The following is a 21,939-nucleotide window of genomic DNA, read 5'->3' as shown; positions in this document are numbered from 1 at the left end:
CAATCTAAAAAACACAAACTTTTCAATTATTTTTTGTTTAATTTGTATAAACGATAATTTTATGCAAATTTCTGTAAAAGATACCAATTCCGGTGTTTTATATAAATTATTGACAGGTTTGGTAATTCCGCGCCCAATTGGCTGGATTTCTACTGTTGATGAAAACGGCGTAAACAATCTTGCTCCTTTTTCTTTTTTTAATGTGGTGGGCGAAGATCCGCCGCACGTTATGTTTTCAACGGTTCGTACAGGCGACAAAAATAAAGATACTTTAAACAATGTTTTAGCAAACAAGCAATTCGCTGTGAATTTGGTTACCGAAGAGGTAGTGGAACAAATGAACACTACATCTAATGTAGTAGAAAATACCGTTGATGAATTTCAGCTGACAAACCTTACGCCTGTTTCGTGCGAATTGATTAAACCTAAACGAGTTGCCGAAGCAAAAGCCCATTTTGAATGCGAAATGGTGCATCATTATTTTCTGGAAGATCATAAAAACGGCGGCGCGTGTATCGTTATTGGTAAAGTACTGATGATGCATATTTCCGATGAAATTCTTCTGGAAAATTACCGAATTAATTTAGAAAAATACCAACCTGTTGCCCGTTTAGCAGGTTCAAATTACAGTAAATTAGGAGAAATTTTCTCAATAAAACGAAATCTATGAAAATAACGGTTATAGGCGGTGGTCCGGGCGGACTCTATTTTTCAATCTTAACCAAAAAAGCAATGCCTCATTGGGAAATTAACGTGTACGAACGCAACAAACCAGAAGACAGTTTTGGTTTTGGCGTAGTATTTTCTGATGAAACTTTGGGCGAATTTTTAAAACGCGATATGCAATCATACGAACTTATTCGCAGTAAATTTGCGTATTGGGACGATATTATTGTAGCTCGTGACGGACAAGAAGCCCGCATTTCTGGCAATGGTTTTTGTGGTTGCTCGCGTAAAACCTTGCTTAAATTACTGCATCAAAGATGTCGTGAAGAAGGCGTAAATTTACATTTTGAACAAAACATTGATAATCTTTCTCAGTTTAACGATTCAGATATTATTGTGGCTGCTGATGGAATTGGAAGCGGAATTCGTACCCAGTTTCAAAATGAATTTGGAACGAACATCCAATTAAAATCAAACCGATTTGTGTGGATGGGATCTACCAAACTGTTAGATGCTTTCACCTACTTTTTTAGAACAACACCATACGGAATCATTGTTGCACACACCTACCAGTACGAAGAAGGAATGAGCACCTGGATTTTTGAATGTACCGATGAAACGTGGAAAAACATGCAGTTCGAAGTAGAGAATGAAGCCGACACCGTAACTAAACTTTCAGAACTATTTAAAGACGAATTAAATGGTCATCCGTTAATTACCAACAAATCGCATTGGCGCCAATTTCCGCATGTAACCAACAAAAAATGGTTCCACAACAATATTGTTTTATTGGGCGATGCCAAAGCAACTGCACATTTCTCCATTGGTTCGGGTACTAAACTAGCTATGGATTCTGCCATTGGTTTGTTTGATGCATTGATGGCAGATCCGGATAATGTTCAAAATGCGTTTCAACAATACGAAAAAACGCGTAGAAATCCGGTAGAAATGATTCAGTACGCTGCATCAGTTTCATTGGAATGGTTTGAAAACATGAATCGATACGAAAAATATCCGTTCTATCAATTTTCATTCGGATGTATGACTCGATCTAAAAAAGTTACCTACGAAAACCTTCGTTTAAGAGATCAATCGTACACCGATAAAGTTCTTCAGGAATTCAATCAGCTAAATAATAGCAATACAAACGCAGCCGCTTTTTCTACCTTTAAATTGCGTGGTTTAGAACTTAGTAACCGAATTGTTATGAGTTCTATGGGACAGTATTCGGCGAACAACGGTTTGGTTAACAACTGGCATTTTCAGCATTATACTTCGCGAGCCATTGGTGGTTTAGGTTTGATAATAACCGAAATGACGGCGGTTGATGCTAACGGAAGAATTACGTTGGGTTGTGCCGGAATTTACAATGAAGATCAAATTACCGAATGGAAAAAAATTACTGATTTTGTTCATGAAAATACGTCAACAAAAATCGGAATTCAATTAGGGCATTCAGGTAGAAAAGGTGCTGTTAAAAAACCTTGGGAAGGTACAAACGAACCAATTGAAAATGCGTGGGAATTACTTTCTGCATCGGCAATTGCGTTTAACGATAAAATGGATATTCCAAAAGAAATGACTGCAGATGATATGCAAAACGTAATCAATCAGTTTGCAAATGCAACTAAAAATGCAGAGAAAGCAGGCTTTGATATGATTGAATTACAAGCACATCACGGCTTTTTATTGGCATCGTTCTTATCGCCTTTAACGAATAATAGAACCGATGAATTTGGCGGATCTGTAGAAAACCGTTTACGTTTTCCGTTGCAGGTTTTTAATGCTGTTCGAGAAAATTTCCCATCAGAAAAACCAATTTCAGTCCGCATTTCGGCAACCGACTGGGCTGATAACGGCATTTCGCAAGAAGATGTTCTTTTTATCACTTCAGAATTTAAAAAAGCAGGTGCAGACATCATAAATGTATCAACAGGAAATACGGTTGAAAATCAAACCCCAAAAACCGGCAGAATGTGGCAAGTTCCATTTTCGGATATGATTAGAAATTCAACCGATATTCCAACCATTACGGCAGGAACAATTACCGATATCGATCAGATCAACACCATTATTTTAAGTGGTAAAGCCGATTTGGTTGCCCTTGGAAAACCGCTTTTGTTAGATCCTTATTTTGTTAGAAAAGCCCAGGCTTACGAGCAAATTAGTGTTACAGATATTCCAAATCAATATCAAAAAGGAATCGAAAATTTATACACTTCAACCATTTCCGAAAGAAAACAATCCGAACGGATGAAGAAAGCGTTGAAACCAAAAAGCAATAAAAAATAATTACGAATTGTAAATTACGAATTATGAAGAATGACAATATTGTTCAAATAAAAAGTTATGCTTTTGCGATTAGGATTGTAAAAGTGTATCAATATTTATGTGAACATAAGAAAGAGTTTGTTTTAAGCAAACAACTTTTAAGATGCGGAACTTCAATTGGTGCTAATATAGAAGAAGCAATTGGTGGTCAATCAGATAAAGATTTTTATGCAAAATTGACAATTTCATATAAAGAAGCCAGAGAAACTCATTATTGGATTAGATTATTAAAAGACACAGATTATTTATCTGAAGAACAAAGCGAAAGTTTATTAAAAGATGTAACGGAATTATTAAAAATAATTGGTTCTATTCAAAAAACACTTCGTAATTCCTAATTCTTAATTCATAATTAAATTAAATGAAAGATAATTTTGCTCAAAATAATTTACCTGAACCAAATGCTCAACCCGATTATTTGTTTTTGGATTTACCTCAGTTTAACCATCCAAACGATCTGAATTGTGTAGAGCGTCTTTTAGACAATCACATTGCTAACGGAAAAGGTTCAAATATCTGTCTGAAAACATTTGACGAAACTTGGACTTATAACGATTTGTTTGAAAAAGCAAACCAGATTGCGCATGTTTTGGTCGATGATTTAGGATTGCTGCCCGGTAACCGCGTTTTGTTGCGTTCGTGTAACAACCCAATGATGGTTGCGTGTTGGTTTGCTGTTTTAAAAGTCGGCGGAATTGTAGTTGCAACCATGCCTTTGCTTCGATCAAAAGAATTAAAAACATTGATTGATTGTGCAGAAATTTCGCATGTAATTTGCGACAGTTCATTGGCAGATGAAATAAATCTGGTACAATCAGACTTTTTAAAATCAGTTTCTTTTTACAGAAATGGATCTATTGATGAATTGATGCAATCGAAACCAAAAACGTTTCAAAACTATAACACCAAAGCAGATGATGTTGCTATTATTGGATTTACTTCGGGAACAACCGGAAATCCCAAAATGACGGCTCATTTCCATAAAGACATCCTGAATATCTGCGAAGCTTTCCCTAATTATTCGTTACAACCAACCGAAAATGATATTTTTACAGGCAGTCCGCCAATTGGATTTACTTTTGGTTTAGGCGGTTTGGTTTTGTTCCCGATGTATTTTGGAGCGAGTTCTTTTTTAATAGAAAAACCAAGTCCTGATGTGCTTTTAGAAGTCATTCAAAACGAAAAAATCACTATTTGTTTTACGGCTCCAACAGCTTGGCGTATTCTTACCGAAAAATCTAAAGATTATGATTTATCGAGTTTGAGAAGATGTATTTCGGCAGGTGAAACCCTTCCTTTAAAAATTTGGGAAGATTGGTACAAGGCAACTGGTTTAAAAATCATTGATGGCATTGGTGCTACCGAAATGCTTCATATTTTTATATCATCGAACCAAGAAAATATGAAACCCGGATCAACCGGAATTGCCATTACAGGTTACGAAGCAAAAATTATCGATAAAAACGGAAACGATGTTCCGCATGATACGCCCGGCAGATTGGCTGTTCGTGGAATTACCGGCTGTAAATATTTAAACCGACCTGAAAAGCAACAGGAATATGTAGAAAACGGTTGGAATATCACAGGCGATATTTTTAAGCAAGACAAAGATGGTTACTTTTGGTTTGTGGCTCGTGGCGACGATATGATTATTTCATCGGGCTACAATATTGCTGCAATTGAAGTTGAAAGTGTTTTGCTAACACATGACGAAATTTTAGAATGTGCTGTTGTGGGCTTACCCGACGAAGAACGCGGTATGTTGGTTTGTGCCAATATCGTTTTAAAAAATCAGGCAAATGCATCAACTGAATTGGCTAAAAACATTCAAAACTGGTTTAAAGAAAATGCTGCTCCGTATAAATATCCACGCGTAATTAATTTTCTTGACCAATTACCAAAAACCGAAACAGGTAAAATTCAGCGGTTTAAGTTGAAATAATTATGGAAATAAAAATTGCTACAAATATTGAAACCGGTATTTTTTATTCAATCATCAAATTTTTAAAGAAAAATGATTGGAAACTAATTGCTGAATATAGTGATGAAATTTTTGATAAGGGAATTGATTTCGACCTTTATCAATTTAGCAAAAATAACGAAACAATATTATTAGTTTGGAATAATTGGTTTGAAGGAGAAATTAAGGCAACAACAGAAACATTAAATGAAATTGCTGAACATTTTAAAATCATTTTAGAATTTGGAGAGCCTGAATATTTACATAAACCTGATATTATTGATGAAATGAAAAACTTATTGAAGTTTAATAACAATTTTAAACAACAAAGTATTTGGCAAAAGTTTAAATCTAAATTTGGGTTTTCCAATTCATAAAATTTGTAATACAGAAAAAAGATAATTAAATATGAACTATTTTATAAAACAAGAAAAAATACGTTTTCAGCATATAGATTATGCGGGAATTGTGTTTTACCCGAGATTTTTGGAAATGCTGAATTGTCTGGTAGAAGACTGGTTTGAGGAGGCTTTGAACAGACCTTTTTCCAAAATGCACGAAACCAACGGAATACCAACCGTTGATTTGAAAGTTCAGTTCAAAAAAGCTGCACGATTAGGAGAAACGCTAACCAAAAAGTTATGGGTAAAAGAACTCAAATCATCATCTGTAATCTGCGGATTTCGTTTTGAAGATGACAATGGAAACATCTGTTTAGAGGGAGAAGTTACTTTGGTAAACGTAAAAATATCCGAAGACAGAAACAGCATAAAAGCAGAAGTTTTTAATGAGGAAATGAAAGAAAAAATAAGTAAATTTATAATTTAACGCTTAACCAACTCCGACAGAGTTTTGAACTCTGTCGGAGTTAAATAAAAACACCAAATAATGAATACTCAAACCTATCAAATAGCTCATCGTTTCAGAGAAGTTATTCTTAACGGAACTTGGATTGCGAATACAAATTATAAAGACCAATTATCTGGTTTATACTGGGAAATTGCAACCCAAAAAATAAATTCTTTAAATACCATTGCGGTTTTAGCACAGCATATACATTATTATATATCGGGAATATTAAATGTTTTCAACGGAGGTACGTTAGATATTAAAGACAAATACAGTTTTGATTTCCCTCCGATTCAGTCGCAGAATCAATGGGAGGAGTTTCTAAATAAATTTTGGAACGATACAGAACGTTTTGCTGTTTTTGTAGAGCAAATGCCCGAAGAAAAGCTAAACGATGTTTTTGTTGATGAAAAATATGGAACTTACCGTAAAAACATTGAATCGATGATAGAACACAGCTATTATCATTTAGGTCAGATAGTTCTAATTAAAAAATTGTTATTACAAAACAGATAAAACAACAAAACTATGGAATTCAAAAAATTTAAAGCCGCAACCGTTCAGACTTCGCCTGTTTTTCTGAATGTAGAAAAAACGATTGACAAGGCGGTTTCGTTTATAAAAGAAGCAGCACAAAACGGGGCAAAACTCATTGCTTTTCCCGAAGTTTTTATTGCAGGTTATCCGTATTGGAACTGGATTATGACACCCGTACAGGGAAGTAAATGGTATGAAGAACTATATAAAAATTCCGTTTCGGTTGATGATGCGGTAATGCAAAAGCTCTACAAAACTGCGAAAGATTATGATATTCATATCGTTATCGGAATTAACGAAAGAGGACAGAGCTATGGAGAAATTTACAACACTAACCTTATCATTGACAACAACGGAAACCTGATTGGAAAACACAGAAAGTTAGTTCCTACTTGGGCAGAAAAGCTAACGTGGACTTCGGGAGACGGCTCGTCTTTAAAGGTTTACGATACCGAAGTAGGACCAATCGGAACATTGGCCTGTGGGGAAAATACCAATACATTGGCTCGTTTTACACTGCTTTCACAAGGAGAACTTATCCATATAGCGAATTATATTTCGCTACCTGTTGCTCCTCCTGATTACGATATGGCAGAAGCGATAAAAATCCGGGCAGCAGCCCATTCGTTTGAGGGAAAATTGTTTACGATTGTTTCGTGTTCGACGATTTCAAAAGAAATTATGGACATTCTAAAACCCGAAGTTCCCAATGTGGAGGAATTGTTATCGAGAAAAAGCAGTGCCTTTTCGGGATTTATAGGTCCAAACGGAGCTGTTATCGGGCAGCCACTTATTGATGATGAAGGAATTATCTATGCGGAAATCGATTTGGCAAAATGTATTCAGCCGAAACAAATGCACGATATTTTAGGACATTACAACCGATTTGATATTTTTGATTTAAGGGTAAATGTTACTCCAACAAAAAGAATTACTTTTATAGATGAGAATAAAAATGATTTTGGCTAAAGCCTCTTAATTTGTTTAATTATTTTTTTCTCCAGATAAATCTGGAGATAATTCAATATAGAAAATAAATAAAATTGAATAGCTATAAAGTTTCAACATTGAATTGAATTGAATTGAAAAAATTTTAAACTAATTATAATTTTGAATTGCCACAGGTTTTGAATTGATATAGATTTTGAATTGATATAGATTTTGAATTGCCACAGGATATGGATAGATAATTAAAAATATATAATATTGGCTTTAGCCAAATAAACAGTTGAAATATGCCATTTATAAAAGTCTATATTCATTTTGTTTGGAGTACAAAGAACAGATTTCCTTTTCTGAAAACTCCTGAAATCAGAAGTGCTATGTGGAAGCATATAAAGGAAAACGCAAATGAAAAAGGTATTTTTATTGATTTTGTAAATGGCTACAACGACCATTGTCATTGTTTGGTTTCATTGGGAACTGAACAAACTATCAGCAAAGTAATGCAGTTAATAAAAGGAGAGTCTGCTTTTTGGTTTAACAAGCAGAATTTCATTACTGAAAAATTCCAATGGCAAGATGAATATTTTGCAGTATCTGTTTCGGAGTCTGTGGTTGACAGAGTTAGAAATTACATCAAAAAACAGGAAATGCATCACGCTAAAAAATCTTTTCAGGAAGAATATACAGAATTAATCGAAAAATTCGGATTTAGAGAATTTAAAGATACAACCAACTAAAATTAAAAAATTATGAACGAACAACATTCAGACGACATTTACGGACGGGCAAGAGTTCAAGACACTCCCGAACTCGAAGCGTACTACAAAGAATTAGAGGGACTCGGAGCTGGAGCTTTATGGACGGTTGCCAACGATATTGAGCCTTGGGAACCAAGAAGTTCTTCCATTCCAATGCTTTGGAAATATGAAGATTTAAGGCATTTGGTTTTAAAATCTTCGGAATTGGTAACTCCTGAACAGGCAGGGAGAAGAGTGGTTTATCTGGTAAACGACAAACGAAAAGACGTAAGTGCTGCTGTGGGTTGGCTCTATACGGGAATTCAGGTTACACGTCCCGGGGAATTTACTTCGGCTCACAGGCACAAAGCCTCTGCCCTACGTTTTATTATGGAAGGCGAAGGCGGTTATACGGTTGTGGACGGAAACAAAATTATGCTTGAAGTAAACGATTTTGTGATTACTCCCAATTCCACTTGGCACGAGCACGGAGTGGAAGCCGGAGGAAAAACCTGCATCTGGCAGGACGGATTGGATATTCCGTTGGTAAATGCTCTCGAAGCCAATGATTATGCAGTTCTGGACGGAACACAGGAGCTTACAGCACCATTAAATTATTCCCCGATGACTTACGGAGGAACAGGACTTATTCCACCTGATAAGGAGTGGGACAAACCGTATTCGCCTTTGTTCAAATATTCGTGGAAAACGGTTTATCCTGCATTATTGGAAGCCGAAAAAGTCAATACGCCCAACCCTTTTGACGGAATCATTATGCAATACAGCAACCCGCTTACAGGAGGACACGTAATGCAAACTATGGGAGCATCGATACAGCTTTTACCGAAAGGTTTTAAAGGAAAAGCTCACAAGCATACGGGTTCATTTGTGTACCAATGTGCCAAAGGAAAAGGCTATACCATAATTGACGGAAAACGCTACGATTGGAAAGAACGTGATATTTTCTGCGTGCCGTCTTGGACTTGGCACGAACATCATAATTTATCGGAAACGGAAGATGCTTGTTTGTTTTCGTTTAACGATTTACCCGTTATGGAAAAATTAGGATTGTATCAGGAAAAGGAATATGCGGAGAATGGAGGGAATCAGAAAGTTGTTAAGTAATAATAATTTATGACAGAAAAAATAAACACTACAAAAGAATTAAAGCTCTTTTCATCAAATTCTATATGGACTGCAACCTTTTTAGGAGGACCTTTAGCCTTTGGTTATATGATGTGGAAAAATTGTTTGTCGTTAGGACAAAATGAAAGAGGAAAAATCATTTTAATAGTAAGTATAATCATTACAATTTTATTATTTTTGTCTTTATTTCTACTTCCCGAAAATTTTATAGATAAAATTCCTCGTACAATAATACCTATAATAAATGCAGCTATAGCTTATATTTTTATTGAAAAAACACAAGGAGAAATTCTAAAAAAGCATAAAAAAAACGGGAATGAATTTTATTCTTTATGGAATGTTGTAGGTATAACAATAGTTTCTACAGTAGTAACTTTAGCAGTTATTTTTGCAATAGCTTTTATTTACCCTCAAAATGAGGCTTATGATATTGAAATAGCTAAATTTTCTAAAAATGAGTATGAAACATTAGTTTTCTACGATGACCTCAATACAAAATCAAAGACTTCCTTGTTAGAGGATTTAGATACAATTATACCTAAATGGAAAGAGAATATAGAAATAATCAACAAGACAAATCAATTGGAGGATTTACCAAATGAATTAAAAGAGCAAAATAAATTATTACTTGAATATGCCGAATTGAGAGTTAAAACCTTTGAGTTATTTAAAAAAGCTATATACGAAGATACAGATAAATATTCAGATGAGTTAGATGAATTACACTTTAAAATTGATAAAACTCTTGAACAATTAAACTAAATTTATTTTGCCCTTACAGGGCGATTTTTGAGATAGCACTAGAAAACCCAATGCGTTGCATCGGATTAAATATATAAAAGGCTTTCAGCCTTTGTTGAAGTAAAAACAGTTTTTCACTGAAATCGAAGATTCGACAAAGTCAAAGGGAAATATATATTAACCCAACGGCAACGCCTTGGGAGAAGAAAAATAAAACGCTATGGCAAAAAATAAGAAAATAGAAGTTGAGGGCAAAGAAATAACCGTTATTCTTGGCGACAAACAGGAATATATTTCACTAACCGATATGCTGAAAGCAAAAGATGGCGATTTTTTCATTTCCGATTGGTTAAGAAACCGAAATACTGTTGAATATCTTGGAATTTGGGAAAATGTTTACAATCCAGCTTTTAATTATGGCGAATTCGCCATAATTAAAAGTCAGGCAGGTTTGAACAGCTACAAGTTAAGCGTAAAAGAATGGGTTGAAAAAACCAATGCTATTGGACTAAAAGCTACAACAGGTCGATATGGTGGAACTTATGCACACCCTGACATTGCTTTTGAGTTTGGAATGTGGATTAGCCCGAAGTTCAAAATTTTTCTCATCAAAGAATTCCAACGCCTCAAAAATGATGAAAACGACCGACTGAAATTAGAATGGAATTTGCAACGGACTTTAGCCAAAGTAAATTACCAAATCCATACAAACGCTATTAAGGAAAACCTTATTCCGAAAGAAATCAGCAAACAACAAGCCTCTTTTGTATATGCCAACGAAGCCGATTTGCTGAATGTGGCTTTGTTCGGAATTACAGCCAAAGAATGGAGAGAAAATAATCCCAACGAAAAAGGAAATATCAGAGATTTTGCCACTTTGGAGCAATTAGTGGTGTTAAGCAATATGGAAAGTATCAACGCTTTATTGATACAACAAGACTTACCGCAAAGCAAACGACTTATTCAGCTCAATAAAGTTGCCATTACCCAAATGAAATCATTAATCGAAAACAAAACAATTAAACAATTAAAATAATAAAAAATGAAACTATTAACATACAAAACACAAGACAGCGAACCGCGATTAGGATTTATTCACAACAATTTGGTTGTTGATATGGAAGATTTTGGTGGAATTTCGAACTTTCCGTTACCAAATGATATGCTCGAATTAATTGATATGGGAATTGAAATAATTGCTGAAATCAATAATTTAATTGCCGATACTCGAGAAGTTGATTTCGAAAATATTTCTTTTCCTTTGAACGATGTCGAAATTTTAGCACCAATTGAAAAACCACGTAAAAACATCATCGGTATTGGTTTGAACTATACCGAACACGTAGCTGAAAGTGCCAGAACATTGGATACAACAGGAAAACTTCCTCAAAAACCAATTATCTTCTCAAAACCACCAACAACAGTTACGGGAATAAATACAAATATTTTACTTAATCCAAAACTAACCCAACAATTAGATTGGGAAGTAGAATTGGCTATCGTAATAGGTAAAAAAGGGAAATATGTTCCAAAAGAAAAGGCTTTGGATTACGTTTTCGGATATACAATAATCAACGATATTTCGGCACGTGATTGCCGTCGGGAAGGACAATGGATTGTATCAAAAGGACAGGATACTTTTGCTCCTATGGGACCTTTTTTGGTTACCAAAGACGAAATCGAAAATCCGCATAATTTAAACCTTTCCTTAAAGCTCAACGGAATCGAAAAACAAAACTCGAATACCCAATTTATGTTATTTAACATCAATGACTTGATTGAAGATTTAAGTACGGTTTTCACTTTAGAAGCAGGAGATATTATTGCTACGGGAACTCCGGCTGGAGTTGGTGCAGGAAGAAATCCACAGGAATGGATGAAAGACGGAGATGTAGTGGAATGTTATGTAGAAAAAATCGGAACAATTGTAAATACGGTAAAAGAAATATAATTGTTAGTCATAATTTTAAAATTTTAACAATTGAGAGAATTAAATTTTTATTCCAATAAATTTACATCTGCATTACTCTTAATAATATCTTCATTATTTGTTATTGGAGTTTTCTTTACTAGGGAAAAAATTTTAAATTTTGAAGAAAACCCTTTTAAAAGTACAATGCTATTTTTAGGTTTTTTATTATTTGTTTTCAGTATAATTTTAAGTTTACTATTATTATTTAGAAAAAAACCATTATTGACTATTACTAATACTCAAATAATAATATATAATGTATTAGCCAAAAAAAAGTTATAGATATTAGTAATGTAGAATCTTTTTTTATAGTAAATAATTATCATCGTGGTATTGCGACAAATCGACAAATATATATAGAATTAAAAGTACCAGGTGTAAAATATTCAAGTTCTTGGATTTACAGATTTATTGCAAAATTCAGCAAATCTATTGCAAATTCACAATATTCTATTCAAACAGATTTTCTAAACATTAAACAGAAGAAATTACTTGAAATATTAAATCAGTTAATATAAAACGTTGCATAACTTGACAAATTTTAAAATTAATAAACAATGAAAAAATACAGAATCGGACAAATAGTTCCATCGAGCAATGTAACCATGGAAACCGAAATTCCTGCAATTTTCAGATCAAGGGAAACGATCTTACCGGAACGTTTTACGTTTCACTCAAGCAGAATGCGCATGAAAAAAGTTACCAAAGAAGAACTCGAAGCTATGGACGCAATGAGTTTGAAATGTGCTTTGGAACTTTCTGATGCTCACGTGGACGTTATGGGGTATGCGTGTTTGGTGGCGATTATGAGCATGGGACGTGGCTATCATTGCGTGTCTGAAGTGAATCTGCATCAGGAAACTGTTGCTAATGGTTTTCCTACGCCTATTGTTACTTCTGCGGGTGCATTGATTAACGGTTTGAATGTTTTGGGTACCAAAACGGTTTCGGTGATTACGCCGTATATGCGTCCGTTGACCGATATGGTGGTTGATTATATTGAACATCAAGGGTTTAAAGTGAAAGAAAGCATTGCTTTGGAAATTCCTGATAATTTAGAAGTTGCGGCTCAAAATCCGTTGAATTTGTTGGATATTTACAAACAATTGGATTTAACCGGCGTTGATGTTTTGGTGGCTTCTGCCTGCGTACAAATGCCTTCGCTGGAAGCTATTGACCAAATTGAACAAGAAATTGGTATTCCAGTAACATCGGCTGCGGTTTGCACCACTTACGAAATGATGAAAAAACTCGGAATCAAAGCTCAATCAACTATTGGAGGAAGTTTGTTAAACGGCAAATATTAATTGATCCTGCAAGGTCTTAACAGACCTTGCAGGTCTAGGTCTGGTAACATTTGATACCTACAAGGTTTTAAAAACCTTGCAGAATATTTAATTAATTGAGCAACTGCTTTGCGTGTTGCAGTGCAGCATCGGTAATTATATTTCCTGAAAGCATTTGGGCAATTTCTTGAATACGTTCTTCTGTGCTCAGCAATTTAATTTCAGAAACTGTTATTTGGTCGTTGTCGTATTTGGTTACTTTAAAATGCTGGTTTCCTTTTGATGCCACTTGCGGTAAATGCGTTATGGCAAAAACCTGCATATAATTGCCCATTTCTTTCATGATGCTTCCCATTTTATCGGCAACATCACCTGAAACTCCGGTGTCAATCTCATCAAAAATAATCGTTGGCAAATTACTTTTTGCAGCTAAAATTGATTTTACAGCCAGCATAATTCGTGATAATTCGCCACCCGAAGCATTTTTTTTCAACAATCCGGACTGCATTCCTTTGTTCACCGAAAACAACCAGCTTACTTCGTCTTTTCCGTTGCTTAAAAACGCATCTTTTAATTGCAGTTGAATATCAAACTGTGCGTTCGGCATTCCCAAAGGTTTTACCAATTTGCTGATTTCGTCACTCAATTTTTGTACAACATTTAATCGTTTAGCATGAAGTTTAGCCGCCTGTTCATTAAGGTTTTCTTCTGCTTTTTTGATTAAATGTTCAATCGTTTGAATTTCTTCATCGATAAATTCTAAACCAGCCACTTTTTGCGATAATTCATTCTGAATCAACAATAATTCTTCAATGGTTGATACATTGTGCTTTTTCTGTAACTGATAAATTGATTGTAATTTTTGATTGACCAATTCTAATTGTTGCGGATCAACAACCAACTGTTGTATTTCGGTTTGCAATTCATCGGCAACATCTTCCAATTCAATAAAACTGCTTTCTAAACGTTGAGACAATCCTTCATATTTAGAACTTACCTGAGCCAGCTTTTGCAATTGTGCTTTTACTTCATACAGCTGTTTGTTCACGCCAAATTCCTCATTGCTTAAAATAGCGTAGCTTTCCTCTAAAAACCCACCGACTTTTTCAACATTCGCCAATACTTCAAACTGACCTTCCAACTCTTCCTGTTCGCCGCTTTTTAAATTAGCTTGCGTTAATTCATCTAATAAAAAGGTATTGTAATCTTGTTCTTTAGCGGCTTGCGATTGTTGTTCTTTTAAAAGATTTAATTGTTGCTGATATTTTTTAAAGCTGTGTAATTGCTGCTGATAATCCTTCAGTAAATTTCCGTTATCGGCATAAACATCAATTAAATTCAACTGATATTTTTCACTGAAAAGATCTTGCGTTTGATGCTGGGTATGGATATCGATTAAAACACTACCTAACTGTTGTAAGTTTTGCAAAGTAGTGGGTACATCGTTTACAAAAGCACGCGATTTGCCCGATGGCAAGATTTCCCGACGAATAATTGTTTCCGCTTCATAATCCAAATCTAATTCGTTGAAAAGCGACTGCATTTGATAGCTTTCAATAGAAAAATACGCCTCAATGACACATTTTTCTTCTTTATTCCGCAATGCATTCAAATCTGCACGTTTTCCTAAAATCAAGCCCAAAGCATCTAATAGGATTGATTTTCCCGCACCGGTTTCGCCCGTTATAATAGATAAATTATCCGTAAAATCAATAACTGTATGCGTTATTAAGGCATAATTTTTAATCGATAAATGTGTTAACATAATGTTGAATTACATTCTATTCCACTTGATTCCGTTTGAGGAATTTATGCGTGTTAAAGTTTCAACCAACTGTGTTTTGTCGTAAGTTGGTCCTGCACTGAATACCTGAACAATTTCGTCTGCTTTGGCATCGAAAAAAATGCGTGTAGGAAAAGCGTTGGGTTTGGTTTTATGAATATTTGCCAAAGTATTAATTGCATCGGCAATACCTTTTTTACCCTCTTCAGGATTACTGTTCATTAAGTCTAACCCCTTGATATGATAGTTATACAAAGCTTCGCGATAAGATGAATAGGTGTTTGATAAAATATCGTTTATTAACGCATATCTGTTATTTTGATCACCCATTACCCAACCTTTATCCCCGTTTTGTTGCATCATTGACACCACATTTGATGCTTTCTGAAAGTTTGTCGAACCGCCGTACAATGCAAATGAATCTGCATCAAGACCAATCATTAAATGGGCATAAAAACTTAACAAACCAACCAATTCTGAACCTATGTTATTTTCAGAATAAGTTAATGGTTCAAATTCGATATAATTAAAAGAGATGTTGCGGTCGTTAAAATTAAAAAGCGTTGTGCTGTATCCCGAATTAAAAACCGGACGCGACGACTGAATCTGTAAGGTTCCGGTAAAAGCATTGGTATTGGGGTTGTAATCATTTACAATTAAAAGCAAATTACAATCAATTAATTCATTGCGTTTTACGTTTAGATTCGTAAATTTCGTGTTATTTAAAAAATCGCGAATAGATGTTTGAAGCGTTGTAAAAACCTGTTTGTTTGATTGCTGAATACGTTCTGAATTAATTACAACATTGGCATTCAACTCTTGTGCAACACCTGAATATCCCATTAAGAACACAAAAAACAACACGATTTTATTTAGCATAACTCTTCACTATTTGGTCAATAATATCTTTGGCAACAGCTTCTTTTGATTTTAATTCTTGTGGAAAAACATTAAAATCTTTGTCAATAAAGGTAACTTTATTTGTTGGTTTTCCAAAACCTGCCCCTTTATCATTTAACGAATTTAATACAATTAAATCTAAATTCTTCTTTTTCAATTTAGATTTTGCATATTCTATTTCGTTTTCGGTTTCTAATGCAAACCCCACTAAAAACTGATGTGATTTAACAGCTCCCAACGATGCCAGAATATCAGGATTTTTCTCCAAAGCAATTACAAATTCTTCATCGTTTTTTTTGATTTTTTGATCTGCAACAACTTTTGGTCGATAATCTGCAACCGCCGCCGCACCAATCACAATATCTGCCGATGAAAAAAACTTATGGCATTGCTGGTACATTTCATTCGCTGTGGTAACGTGCACTACTTTAACTGCCGGATGTGTTATTCTTAAAGACGTTGGTCCGGTAATTAAGACCACACCCGCACCACGACTGGCAGCTTCAACAGCAATATCAAACCCCATTTTTCCTGTGGAATGATTTCCAATAAAGCGTACAGGATCTAACGGTTCATACGTAGGTCCGGCGGTAATGACCACTTTTTTATCTTTTAAATCAGGTGTTGTTTGATTATTGAAAAAGCCTGTCATTTTTTGGATGATTGTTTCAGGCTCTGCCATTCTGCCTTGCCCAACTAAACCCGATGCCAGCTCGCCAAATTCAGATTCGACTTCAATGTTTCCGTAGCTCTTTAATTTGCTGATATTTTCTTTTGTAGAAGGATGTGCAAACATATCCAAATCCATAGCCGGAGCAAAAAATACCGGGCATTTTGCTGAAAGATATGTTGCCAATAAAAGATTATCGCATAATCCGTTTGCCATTTTAGCAAGCGTATTTGCCGTAGCCGGTGCAATAATTAGTGCGTCTGCCCACAACCCTAATTCTACATGGTTGGTCCATTCGCCAAAATCTTTTTCAAATTGGGTATAAACCGGTCGTTTTGATAAGGTGGCTAATGTTAACGGAGTGACAAAAGCACAAGAAGCAGGTGACATGATTATCTGAACCTGTGCACCTGCTTTTATTAATAAACGTACAAGATTTGCCGTCTTATAAGCGGCAATTCCACCGGAAATTCCCAGAATTATTTTTTTACCGCTTAATACCGACATGTATCTATTCTTTATATGTTATGTCACCATTTAACCACTCTTCAACTGCTAAAGCGTGTGGTTTTGGTAATCTTTCGTAGTATTTTGAAACTTCGATTTGCTCTTTGTTTTCAAAAACCTCGTCTAAACTATCGTTGTAAGTAGCAAACTCGTCTAATTTATTGATTAATTCCTTTTTAATTTCGGTATTAATCTGGTTTGCTCTTTTTGCAATAATTGTAATAGCTTCGTAAATATTACCTGTTGGTTTTTCAATCTCGGCTTTATTATAGGTAATGGTGTTTACCGCAGCTTGGGAATTTTTTAAATCCATTTTCGCTTATTTTGATGAAAATTGTTGTAATTCTTTTTTTAATCGTTCAAGCATTCTGTCTGCTTCTTCTTTGTATTTTGTATCAGGATCGTAACTGATTAAATCGTCATGTAGGCTGATGGCATTTTTCAAACGGTCTTCCATTTTTGAATAAACACTGTTTATTGCCAATTTGTATGCCGAATCGAATTTATAAAACAATGCATCGGTTTTATAAACTGTTCCCGGATAATCTAACAAAAAGTTGTCTAAAGCAACAATTGCAGCATTGTAATCGCGGGTGTATTCTCCAATTTTATTGTATAAACGTGCCGATTCGTATGCTTTGCGTTCAATTTTTTCTTGTAGCTCACGCATTTTGGCGTTGGCATCGTCTTTATATTGTGACTCTGGATATGATGTTAAAAAGTTTTCAAATTTTTGAATCCCTTCATAGGTCACATGTTGGTCTAACGAGAAAACTTCAGACATTTCATAAGCCGACATTGCTTCTAAATACATGGTTTCTTCACGGTTTGGACTTGTTAAGTAAGTGAAGTTAAACTTTTGAAACATTGGTTTCGCGGCTTCCCATTTTCTTGCATTGTAATATGCTTTACTGTATCTGTAATACATTGCCTGATAATTAGGCATCCAGCCGTCTTTGGCTTCTATTTGTTCGTATAAACGAATGGCTTGTTTATATTTTCCTTTTTCGTATAATTGATCGGCAACTTCGTTTTTATAAGCAGTATCGTCTGCCTTTAAAGCTTTTTGAAGTGGCGAACAACTTGCAAACACTAAAGCGGTTAAAACTATATACGAAATTTGTTTCATAAAATGGTGTTGTTTATACAAAAGCTATAATTCTAATAGCAAATGCAAAGTTACTATTTATCTTGTTATTGAACAATACCTTTTCTAAATAAAAAAAGATGCCCTAAAATAAGACATCTTTTATGACATTTAAACTTAACGATTCGTTAAATTATATATTTTGATTCACTTGTTGTTGCGGAAAATTTTTAATATCGTTATCAAACAAATACAATCCGCCTTTATCATCGCCAATTAAATTGATCTTATCTAGGATAGTGCGTGCTGTTGCTTCTTCTTCAATTTGCTCGGCAACGTACCATTGTAAAAAGTTGTGTGTGGCATAATCGCGCTCTTGTAGCGAAACATGAACCAATTCATTAATACTTTTCGATACAAAAACTTCGTGTTCAAACAACTGGTTAAACAATGTTTTAAAAGATGTGTGATCTAAAGTTGGTTGTTCTACATGAGGTACAATTGCTTCACCTCCGCGCTGATTGATGTATTTTATCAATTTTAGCATGTGCATACGTTCTTCGTCTGATTGGGCATACATAAAAGTAGCAATCCCTTCAAAGCCCTGGTTTTCTGCCCAGGAAGCCATTGCTAAATAAATTTGTGACGAATCACCTTCTATTTTCACCTGCTTGTTTAATGCAGCCTGTAATTCTTGTGATAACATATTTCTTTTTTTATGGTTAGAATTTTTTTACAAAATCAGCCAATCGGTCTGATAACTCTTGATTTACATTTACTAAAGGTAGTCTTAAATTATTTTCGCACAAACCTAAATGTTTAAAAATTTCTTTAATACCACCAGGATTTCCCTGCTCAAAAATCATATTGATCGCATCGGTTAATTGGTAATGGATTTTATAAGCTTCATCTGCTTTTCTGTTTAATCCTAAACGAACCATTTCTGAAAATTCTTTTGGAAAACCTTCGCCGATAACCGAAATTACTCCGGCACCGCCTGCCAAAACCATTGGCAGCGTAATGATATCATCACCCGAAATAACCAAAAAATCTTTAGGCACTTTACGGATTAATTCCATTGCCTGCACAATGTCTCCCGCCGCTTCTTTAATCCCTATGATGTTTTTAAAGTCATTTGCCAAACGAATCACAGTACCCGGCAACATATTGCTTGCCGTACGCCCAGGAACGTTGTAAACAATAACAGGCAAAGGAGATTTTTCTGCAATCATTTTAAAATGCTGGTAAATACCTTCCTGCGTGGGTTTGTTATAATAAGGCGATACCGATAAAACAGCATCAAATCCCTTTAAATTTTCTGTATTTAACTGACTAATAACATCCATTGTATTGTTACCGCCCACGCCTAAAACCAAAGGTAATTTTCCGTTGTTTGCCTCAATAATGGTTTGCTTTACCAAGGCTTGTTCTTCTTTTGTCAATGTTGCTGTTTCGGCAGTTGTTCCCAACACTACCAGATATTCCACACCACCATCTATATTGTATTGCACTATTCTTTTTAATGCATCAACATCTACCGATAAATCTTTTTTAAAAGGCGTAATTAAAGCAACACCAGTACCTATGAATGATTTCATTTTAATAAATTAGTAAGTTAAAAGTAACTTTATCATAATAAGTTACAAATTATTCGTCGTAATTTTGTTGAACAAAGTTAAACTTTTTCATTAAAACAACTATGAAATACAAAAACTATTCTTCTGTATTTATATGGTGTTTTACCGTTTTTTTAATGGTAAGCTGCGGACACAAACAATATACGAATACAAAAGTGGATACAGCTTACATAGAAATATCAGATACAGTTGCAGCCAATAATGAAATTGATTCTTTTTTAAAGCCTTACAGCGATCACATCACAGCCGATTTATCAAAAATTCTGGCGTACAATCCACAGGATCTGGATAAAAATAACGGAAAATGGCAAAACCCAATGACTAATTTTTATGCCGATGCCATTTTTGAAATTGCAGCCCCCGTTTTTGAACAACGAACCGGAAAAAAAATTGATTTTTGCTTGTTAAATTTTGGCGGAATACGTGCAACCATTGCCAAAGGTGCTATTACCACACGCACCGCCTATGACATTATGCCGTTTGAAAACAGTGCAGTGGTACTGGCTTTAAAAGGAGATGTAGTGTACGAAATGGCAGATTATTTCTTTAAATACAAAGTAGCACATCCTTTAAGCAGAATTGAAATTATTGCAGATAAAAATGATTTTTCTGTAAAAGATATTAAAATCAATCATCAATCTATCGATAAAAATGCTACCTATTATGTGGTCACAAACGATTATCTGGCAAAAGGTGGCGACAGAATGGATTTCTTTTTAAAAGCTACCGAAACCCACACGTTAGATTATAAACTAAGAAATATGTTTATTGCTTATTTTACAAAAATCGATACTTTAAAACCTTCTGTCCAACAAAGAATAATTTTTGAATAATGAAACGCCGCGACTTTATCATACAAACATCTGCTGTAACCGCTTTAACATTAACAGGGTTTGGATTAAGCAGCTTGGGAAAACCAAATACTAAACGAATCACCATTCTTCATACCAACGATACACACAGCCATTTGGATACATTTCCGCAAACCGATGCAAAATTTCCAAATCAGGGCGGTGCGGCAAAACGTGCTACAATTTTTAACAAAATTAAAGCCGAAAACCCAAACACACTCATTCTTGATGCTGGCGATATGTTTCAGGGCACGCCCTATTTTAATTATTACGGTGGCGAACTGGAAATTAAGATAATGAATATGTTGCAGTACGATGCCGGAACCATTGGCAATCACGAATTTGATAACGGTGTGAACGGTTTGGCTGAACAAATTGCAAAAGCCGATTTTGATATTATCAATGCTAATTACGATTTCACAAACACTTTAATGAGCGGGTTGACCAAGCCTTACAACGTTTTTATTAAAGACGGAATTAAAATAGGTATTTTTGGTTTAGGCGTTAAATTAGATGGTTTGGTTAACAAAAGTGAATACGGCGAAACGGTTTGGAACCATCCTGTTGAAATTGCTCAGGATATGACACGAATTTTGAAAAATGATTTAAAATGCGATGTAATTATTTGTCTCTCGCACCTTGGCTATAACTACGGCGAACAATCGCAAATGGTTTCAGACTTAGATCTGGCTGCCAAAACAAAAAACATCGACTTAATTATCGGCGGACACACACATACTTTTTTAGAAAAACCTACCGTTGTATTGAATGCTGAAGGAAAAGAAGTCATCATAAACCAAGTAGGTTGCTACGGTGTACGCGTTGGTCAGATTGATTTTTATTTTGACGAATTGAATAATAAAACTACTACAGCAAGGGTTATAAACGTAAAATAATGCCAACACAAATATGTCCAAAATGTAAAGAAGATAGTTTTTCTTGGATCATTAATGATGAAAATCCTACTTATACTACTTTGGTTTTGTCTTGAATGTAAATATCAAACTGAAGAAGATGAAAATATGGAAACATTCTGTCCCAACTGTCACACTAAAAGTAAATCAAAATTACAAAATAAAAATGAAAGCTATTGGTGGTGATTTAATTGTAATTCAATATTAACATGACGGCAGTATAACATATTTAAAATTGGTCTATGATACTGATAATGTGCTAATAGTGTTTATAAAAATCACTTTATAATTCCGTCGGGTTAATAGTAAAGTAAAAGAGGCTGTCCCAAAAGGGCAGCTTCTTTGGTTTATGGATAATATAGGTTTTATGCAGCTACTTTATAAGATGGGTCAATTCTGACAAAAACAGCATTTTTTTGA

Annotated in this window: 23 protein-coding genes; 16 read left to right on the top strand and 7 right to left on the bottom strand. The window is 34.7% G+C overall.

Annotated elements, in window-relative coordinates:
• Positions 1-61: 61 nt before the first annotated feature.
• From BLW20_RS10370 to BLW20_RS10305, 14 genes are all read left to right on the top strand, one after another.
• Positions 62-670: a flavin reductase family protein gene (locus tag BLW20_RS10370; protein WP_091100215.1), complete on the top strand. Its 609-nt coding sequence runs from the start codon at positions 62-64 to the stop codon at positions 668-670.
• Complete coding sequence (locus BLW20_RS10365; protein ID WP_091100212.1) at positions 667-2,958, top strand: oxidoreductase; 2,292 nt, start codon at positions 667-669, stop codon at positions 2,956-2,958. Before BLW20_RS10370 ends, BLW20_RS10365 begins: the two co-directional genes overlap by 4 nt.
• Positions 2,959-2,981: 23 nt before the next feature.
• Complete coding sequence (locus BLW20_RS10360) at positions 2,982-3,335, top strand: four helix bundle protein (protein WP_091100209.1); 354 nt, start codon at positions 2,982-2,984, stop codon at positions 3,333-3,335.
• Between the two features lie 23 nt (positions 3,336-3,358).
• Positions 3,359-4,939, top strand: coding sequence for an AMP-binding protein (locus BLW20_RS10355; RefSeq protein ID WP_091100206.1), 1,581 nt, complete (start codon positions 3,359-3,361; stop codon positions 4,937-4,939).
• Between the two features lie 2 nt (positions 4,940-4,941).
• A complete protein-coding gene (locus tag BLW20_RS10350) occupies positions 4,942-5,334 on the top strand; it encodes a hypothetical protein (RefSeq protein ID WP_091100204.1) in 393 nt (130 codons plus the stop codon).
• Between the two features lie 31 nt (positions 5,335-5,365).
• On the top strand, positions 5,366-5,785 hold the full coding sequence (locus BLW20_RS10345; protein WP_091100200.1) for an acyl-CoA thioesterase: 420 nt from the start codon (positions 5,366-5,368) through the stop codon (positions 5,783-5,785).
• A gap of 60 nt (positions 5,786-5,845) precedes the next feature.
• Positions 5,846-6,322, top strand: a complete 477-nt coding sequence (locus tag BLW20_RS10340; protein WP_091100197.1) for a DUF1572 family protein — start codon at positions 5,846-5,848, stop codon at positions 6,320-6,322.
• A 12-nt stretch (positions 6,323-6,334) separates the two neighbouring features.
• Positions 6,335-7,312, top strand: a complete 978-nt coding sequence (locus BLW20_RS10335) for a carbon-nitrogen hydrolase family protein (RefSeq protein ID WP_091100193.1) — start codon at positions 6,335-6,337, stop codon at positions 7,310-7,312.
• Between the two features lie 266 nt (positions 7,313-7,578).
• Entirely contained in the window at positions 7,579-8,025 is a 447-nt protein-coding gene (gene tnpA, locus BLW20_RS10330; protein WP_091100190.1) for an IS200/IS605 family transposase, read from the top strand.
• 12 nt (positions 8,026-8,037) lie between these two features.
• On the top strand, positions 8,038-9,150 hold the full coding sequence (locus tag BLW20_RS10325; protein WP_177165072.1) for a cupin domain-containing protein: 1,113 nt from the start codon (positions 8,038-8,040) through the stop codon (positions 9,148-9,150).
• 9 nt (positions 9,151-9,159) lie between these two features.
• A complete protein-coding gene (locus BLW20_RS10320) occupies positions 9,160-9,933 on the top strand; it encodes a hypothetical protein (protein ID WP_091100181.1) in 774 nt (257 codons plus the stop codon).
• Between the two features lie 199 nt (positions 9,934-10,132).
• Positions 10,133-10,948: a KilA-N domain-containing protein gene (locus tag BLW20_RS10315; RefSeq protein WP_091100177.1), complete on the top strand. Its 816-nt coding sequence runs from the start codon at positions 10,133-10,135 to the stop codon at positions 10,946-10,948.
• A 6-nt stretch (positions 10,949-10,954) separates the two neighbouring features.
• Positions 10,955-11,863, top strand: a complete 909-nt coding sequence (locus BLW20_RS10310; protein ID WP_091100173.1) for a fumarylacetoacetate hydrolase family protein — start codon at positions 10,955-10,957, stop codon at positions 11,861-11,863.
• A gap of 578 nt (positions 11,864-12,441) precedes the next feature.
• Positions 12,442-13,191, top strand: a complete 750-nt coding sequence (locus BLW20_RS10305) for a maleate cis-trans isomerase family protein (protein ID WP_091100170.1) — start codon at positions 12,442-12,444, stop codon at positions 13,189-13,191.
• Between the two features lie 91 nt (positions 13,192-13,282).
• Here the strand turns inward: BLW20_RS10305 and recN are convergent, their stop codons facing one another.
• From recN to dapA, 7 genes are all read right to left on the bottom strand, one after another.
• Positions 13,283-14,935: a DNA repair protein RecN gene (gene recN / locus BLW20_RS10300; protein WP_091100167.1), complete on the bottom strand. Its 1,653-nt coding sequence runs from the start codon at positions 14,933-14,935 to the stop codon at positions 13,283-13,285.
• A gap of 9 nt (positions 14,936-14,944) precedes the next feature.
• Positions 14,945-15,832 (bottom strand): type IX secretion system protein PorD, encoded by an 888-nt coding sequence (gene porD, locus BLW20_RS10295; protein WP_245725312.1) that lies wholly within the window; start codon positions 15,830-15,832, stop codon positions 14,945-14,947.
• Positions 15,822-17,030: a bifunctional phosphopantothenoylcysteine decarboxylase/phosphopantothenate--cysteine ligase CoaBC gene (gene coaBC / locus BLW20_RS10290; RefSeq protein WP_091100163.1), complete on the bottom strand. Its 1,209-nt coding sequence runs from the start codon at positions 17,028-17,030 to the stop codon at positions 15,822-15,824. Before coaBC ends, porD begins: the two co-directional genes overlap by 11 nt.
• A gap of 4 nt (positions 17,031-17,034) precedes the next feature.
• Entirely contained in the window at positions 17,035-17,343 is a 309-nt protein-coding gene (locus tag BLW20_RS10285) for a DNA-directed RNA polymerase subunit omega (protein WP_091100160.1), read from the bottom strand.
• 6 nt (positions 17,344-17,349) lie between these two features.
• Complete coding sequence (locus tag BLW20_RS10280) at positions 17,350-18,159, bottom strand: outer membrane protein assembly factor BamD (protein ID WP_091100156.1); 810 nt, start codon at positions 18,157-18,159, stop codon at positions 17,350-17,352.
• Between the two features lie 151 nt (positions 18,160-18,310).
• Complete coding sequence (locus BLW20_RS10275; protein WP_091100153.1) at positions 18,311-18,823, bottom strand: ferritin; 513 nt, start codon at positions 18,821-18,823, stop codon at positions 18,311-18,313.
• A gap of 16 nt (positions 18,824-18,839) precedes the next feature.
• Positions 18,840-19,715, bottom strand: a complete 876-nt coding sequence (gene dapA, locus BLW20_RS10270; protein WP_091100149.1) for a 4-hydroxy-tetrahydrodipicolinate synthase — start codon at positions 19,713-19,715, stop codon at positions 18,840-18,842.
• Between the two features lie 101 nt (positions 19,716-19,816).
• Between dapA and BLW20_RS10265 the strand changes: the two genes are divergently transcribed.
• Together BLW20_RS10265 and BLW20_RS10260 are read left to right on the top strand one after the other, a co-directional pair.
• On the top strand, positions 19,817-20,587 hold the full coding sequence (locus BLW20_RS10265) for a 5'-nucleotidase C-terminal domain-containing protein (protein WP_091100145.1): 771 nt from the start codon (positions 19,817-19,819) through the stop codon (positions 20,585-20,587).
• Positions 20,587-21,501 (top strand): bifunctional metallophosphatase/5'-nucleotidase, encoded by a 915-nt coding sequence (locus tag BLW20_RS10260; protein ID WP_091100142.1) that lies wholly within the window; start codon positions 20,587-20,589, stop codon positions 21,499-21,501. Before BLW20_RS10265 ends, BLW20_RS10260 begins: the two co-directional genes overlap by 1 nt.
• Positions 21,502-21,939: the final 438 nt, after the last annotated feature.

The organism is Paenimyroides marinum, assembly GCF_900108395.1.
Lineage (GTDB): Bacteria > Bacteroidota > Bacteroidia > Flavobacteriales > Flavobacteriaceae > Flavobacterium > Flavobacterium marinum.
This window is presented reverse-complemented; position numbering and strand designations above follow the sequence as displayed.

Bases quoted from the DNA above. Each gene is read 5' to 3' on its own strand.
- BLW20_RS10320 (WP_091100181.1), top strand. From the start codon at position 9,160: ATGACAGAAAAAATAAACACTACAAAAGAATTAAAGCTCTTTTCATCA.
- BLW20_RS10340 (WP_091100197.1), top strand. From the start codon at position 5,846: ATGAATACTCAAACCTATCAAATAGCTCATCGTTTCAGAGAAGTTATT.
- BLW20_RS10370 (WP_091100215.1), top strand. From the start codon at position 62: ATGCAAATTTCTGTAAAAGATACCAATTCCGGTGTTTTATATAAATTA.
- BLW20_RS10315 (WP_091100177.1), top strand. From the start codon at position 10,133: ATGGCAAAAAATAAGAAAATAGAAGTTGAGGGCAAAGAAATAACCGTT.
- BLW20_RS10345 (WP_091100200.1), top strand. From the start codon at position 5,366: ATGAACTATTTTATAAAACAAGAAAAAATACGTTTTCAGCATATAGAT.
- BLW20_RS10365 (WP_091100212.1), top strand. From the start codon at position 667: ATGAAAATAACGGTTATAGGCGGTGGTCCGGGCGGACTCTATTTTTCA.
- tnpA (WP_091100190.1), top strand. From the start codon at position 7,579: ATGCCATTTATAAAAGTCTATATTCATTTTGTTTGGAGTACAAAGAAC.
- BLW20_RS10310 (WP_091100173.1), top strand. From the start codon at position 10,955: ATGAAACTATTAACATACAAAACACAAGACAGCGAACCGCGATTAGGA.
- BLW20_RS10275 (WP_091100153.1), bottom strand. From the start codon at position 18,823: ATGTTATCACAAGAATTACAGGCTGCATTAAACAAGCAGGTGAAAATA.
- coaBC (WP_091100163.1), bottom strand. From the start codon at position 17,030: ATGTCGGTATTAAGCGGTAAAAAAATAATTCTGGGAATTTCCGGTGGA.
- BLW20_RS10305 (WP_091100170.1), top strand. From the start codon at position 12,442: ATGAAAAAATACAGAATCGGACAAATAGTTCCATCGAGCAATGTAACC.
- porD (WP_245725312.1), bottom strand. From the start codon at position 15,832: ATGCTAAATAAAATCGTGTTGTTTTTTGTGTTCTTAATGGGATATTCA.
- BLW20_RS10350 (WP_091100204.1), top strand. From the start codon at position 4,942: ATGGAAATAAAAATTGCTACAAATATTGAAACCGGTATTTTTTATTCA.
- BLW20_RS10285 (WP_091100160.1), bottom strand. From the start codon at position 17,343: ATGGATTTAAAAAATTCCCAAGCTGCGGTAAACACCATTACCTATAAT.
- BLW20_RS10260 (WP_091100142.1), top strand. From the start codon at position 20,587: ATGAAACGCCGCGACTTTATCATACAAACATCTGCTGTAACCGCTTTA.
- BLW20_RS10360 (WP_091100209.1), top strand. From the start codon at position 2,982: ATGAAGAATGACAATATTGTTCAAATAAAAAGTTATGCTTTTGCGATT.
- BLW20_RS10355 (WP_091100206.1), top strand. From the start codon at position 3,359: ATGAAAGATAATTTTGCTCAAAATAATTTACCTGAACCAAATGCTCAA.
- recN (WP_091100167.1), bottom strand. From the start codon at position 14,935: ATGTTAACACATTTATCGATTAAAAATTATGCCTTAATAACGCATACA.
- BLW20_RS10280 (WP_091100156.1), bottom strand. From the start codon at position 18,159: ATGAAACAAATTTCGTATATAGTTTTAACCGCTTTAGTGTTTGCAAGT.
- BLW20_RS10325 (WP_177165072.1), top strand. From the start codon at position 8,038: ATGAACGAACAACATTCAGACGACATTTACGGACGGGCAAGAGTTCAA.
- BLW20_RS10335 (WP_091100193.1), top strand. From the start codon at position 6,335: ATGGAATTCAAAAAATTTAAAGCCGCAACCGTTCAGACTTCGCCTGTT.
- BLW20_RS10265 (WP_091100145.1), top strand. From the start codon at position 19,817: ATGAAATACAAAAACTATTCTTCTGTATTTATATGGTGTTTTACCGTT.
- dapA (WP_091100149.1), bottom strand. From the start codon at position 19,715: ATGAAATCATTCATAGGTACTGGTGTTGCTTTAATTACGCCTTTTAAA.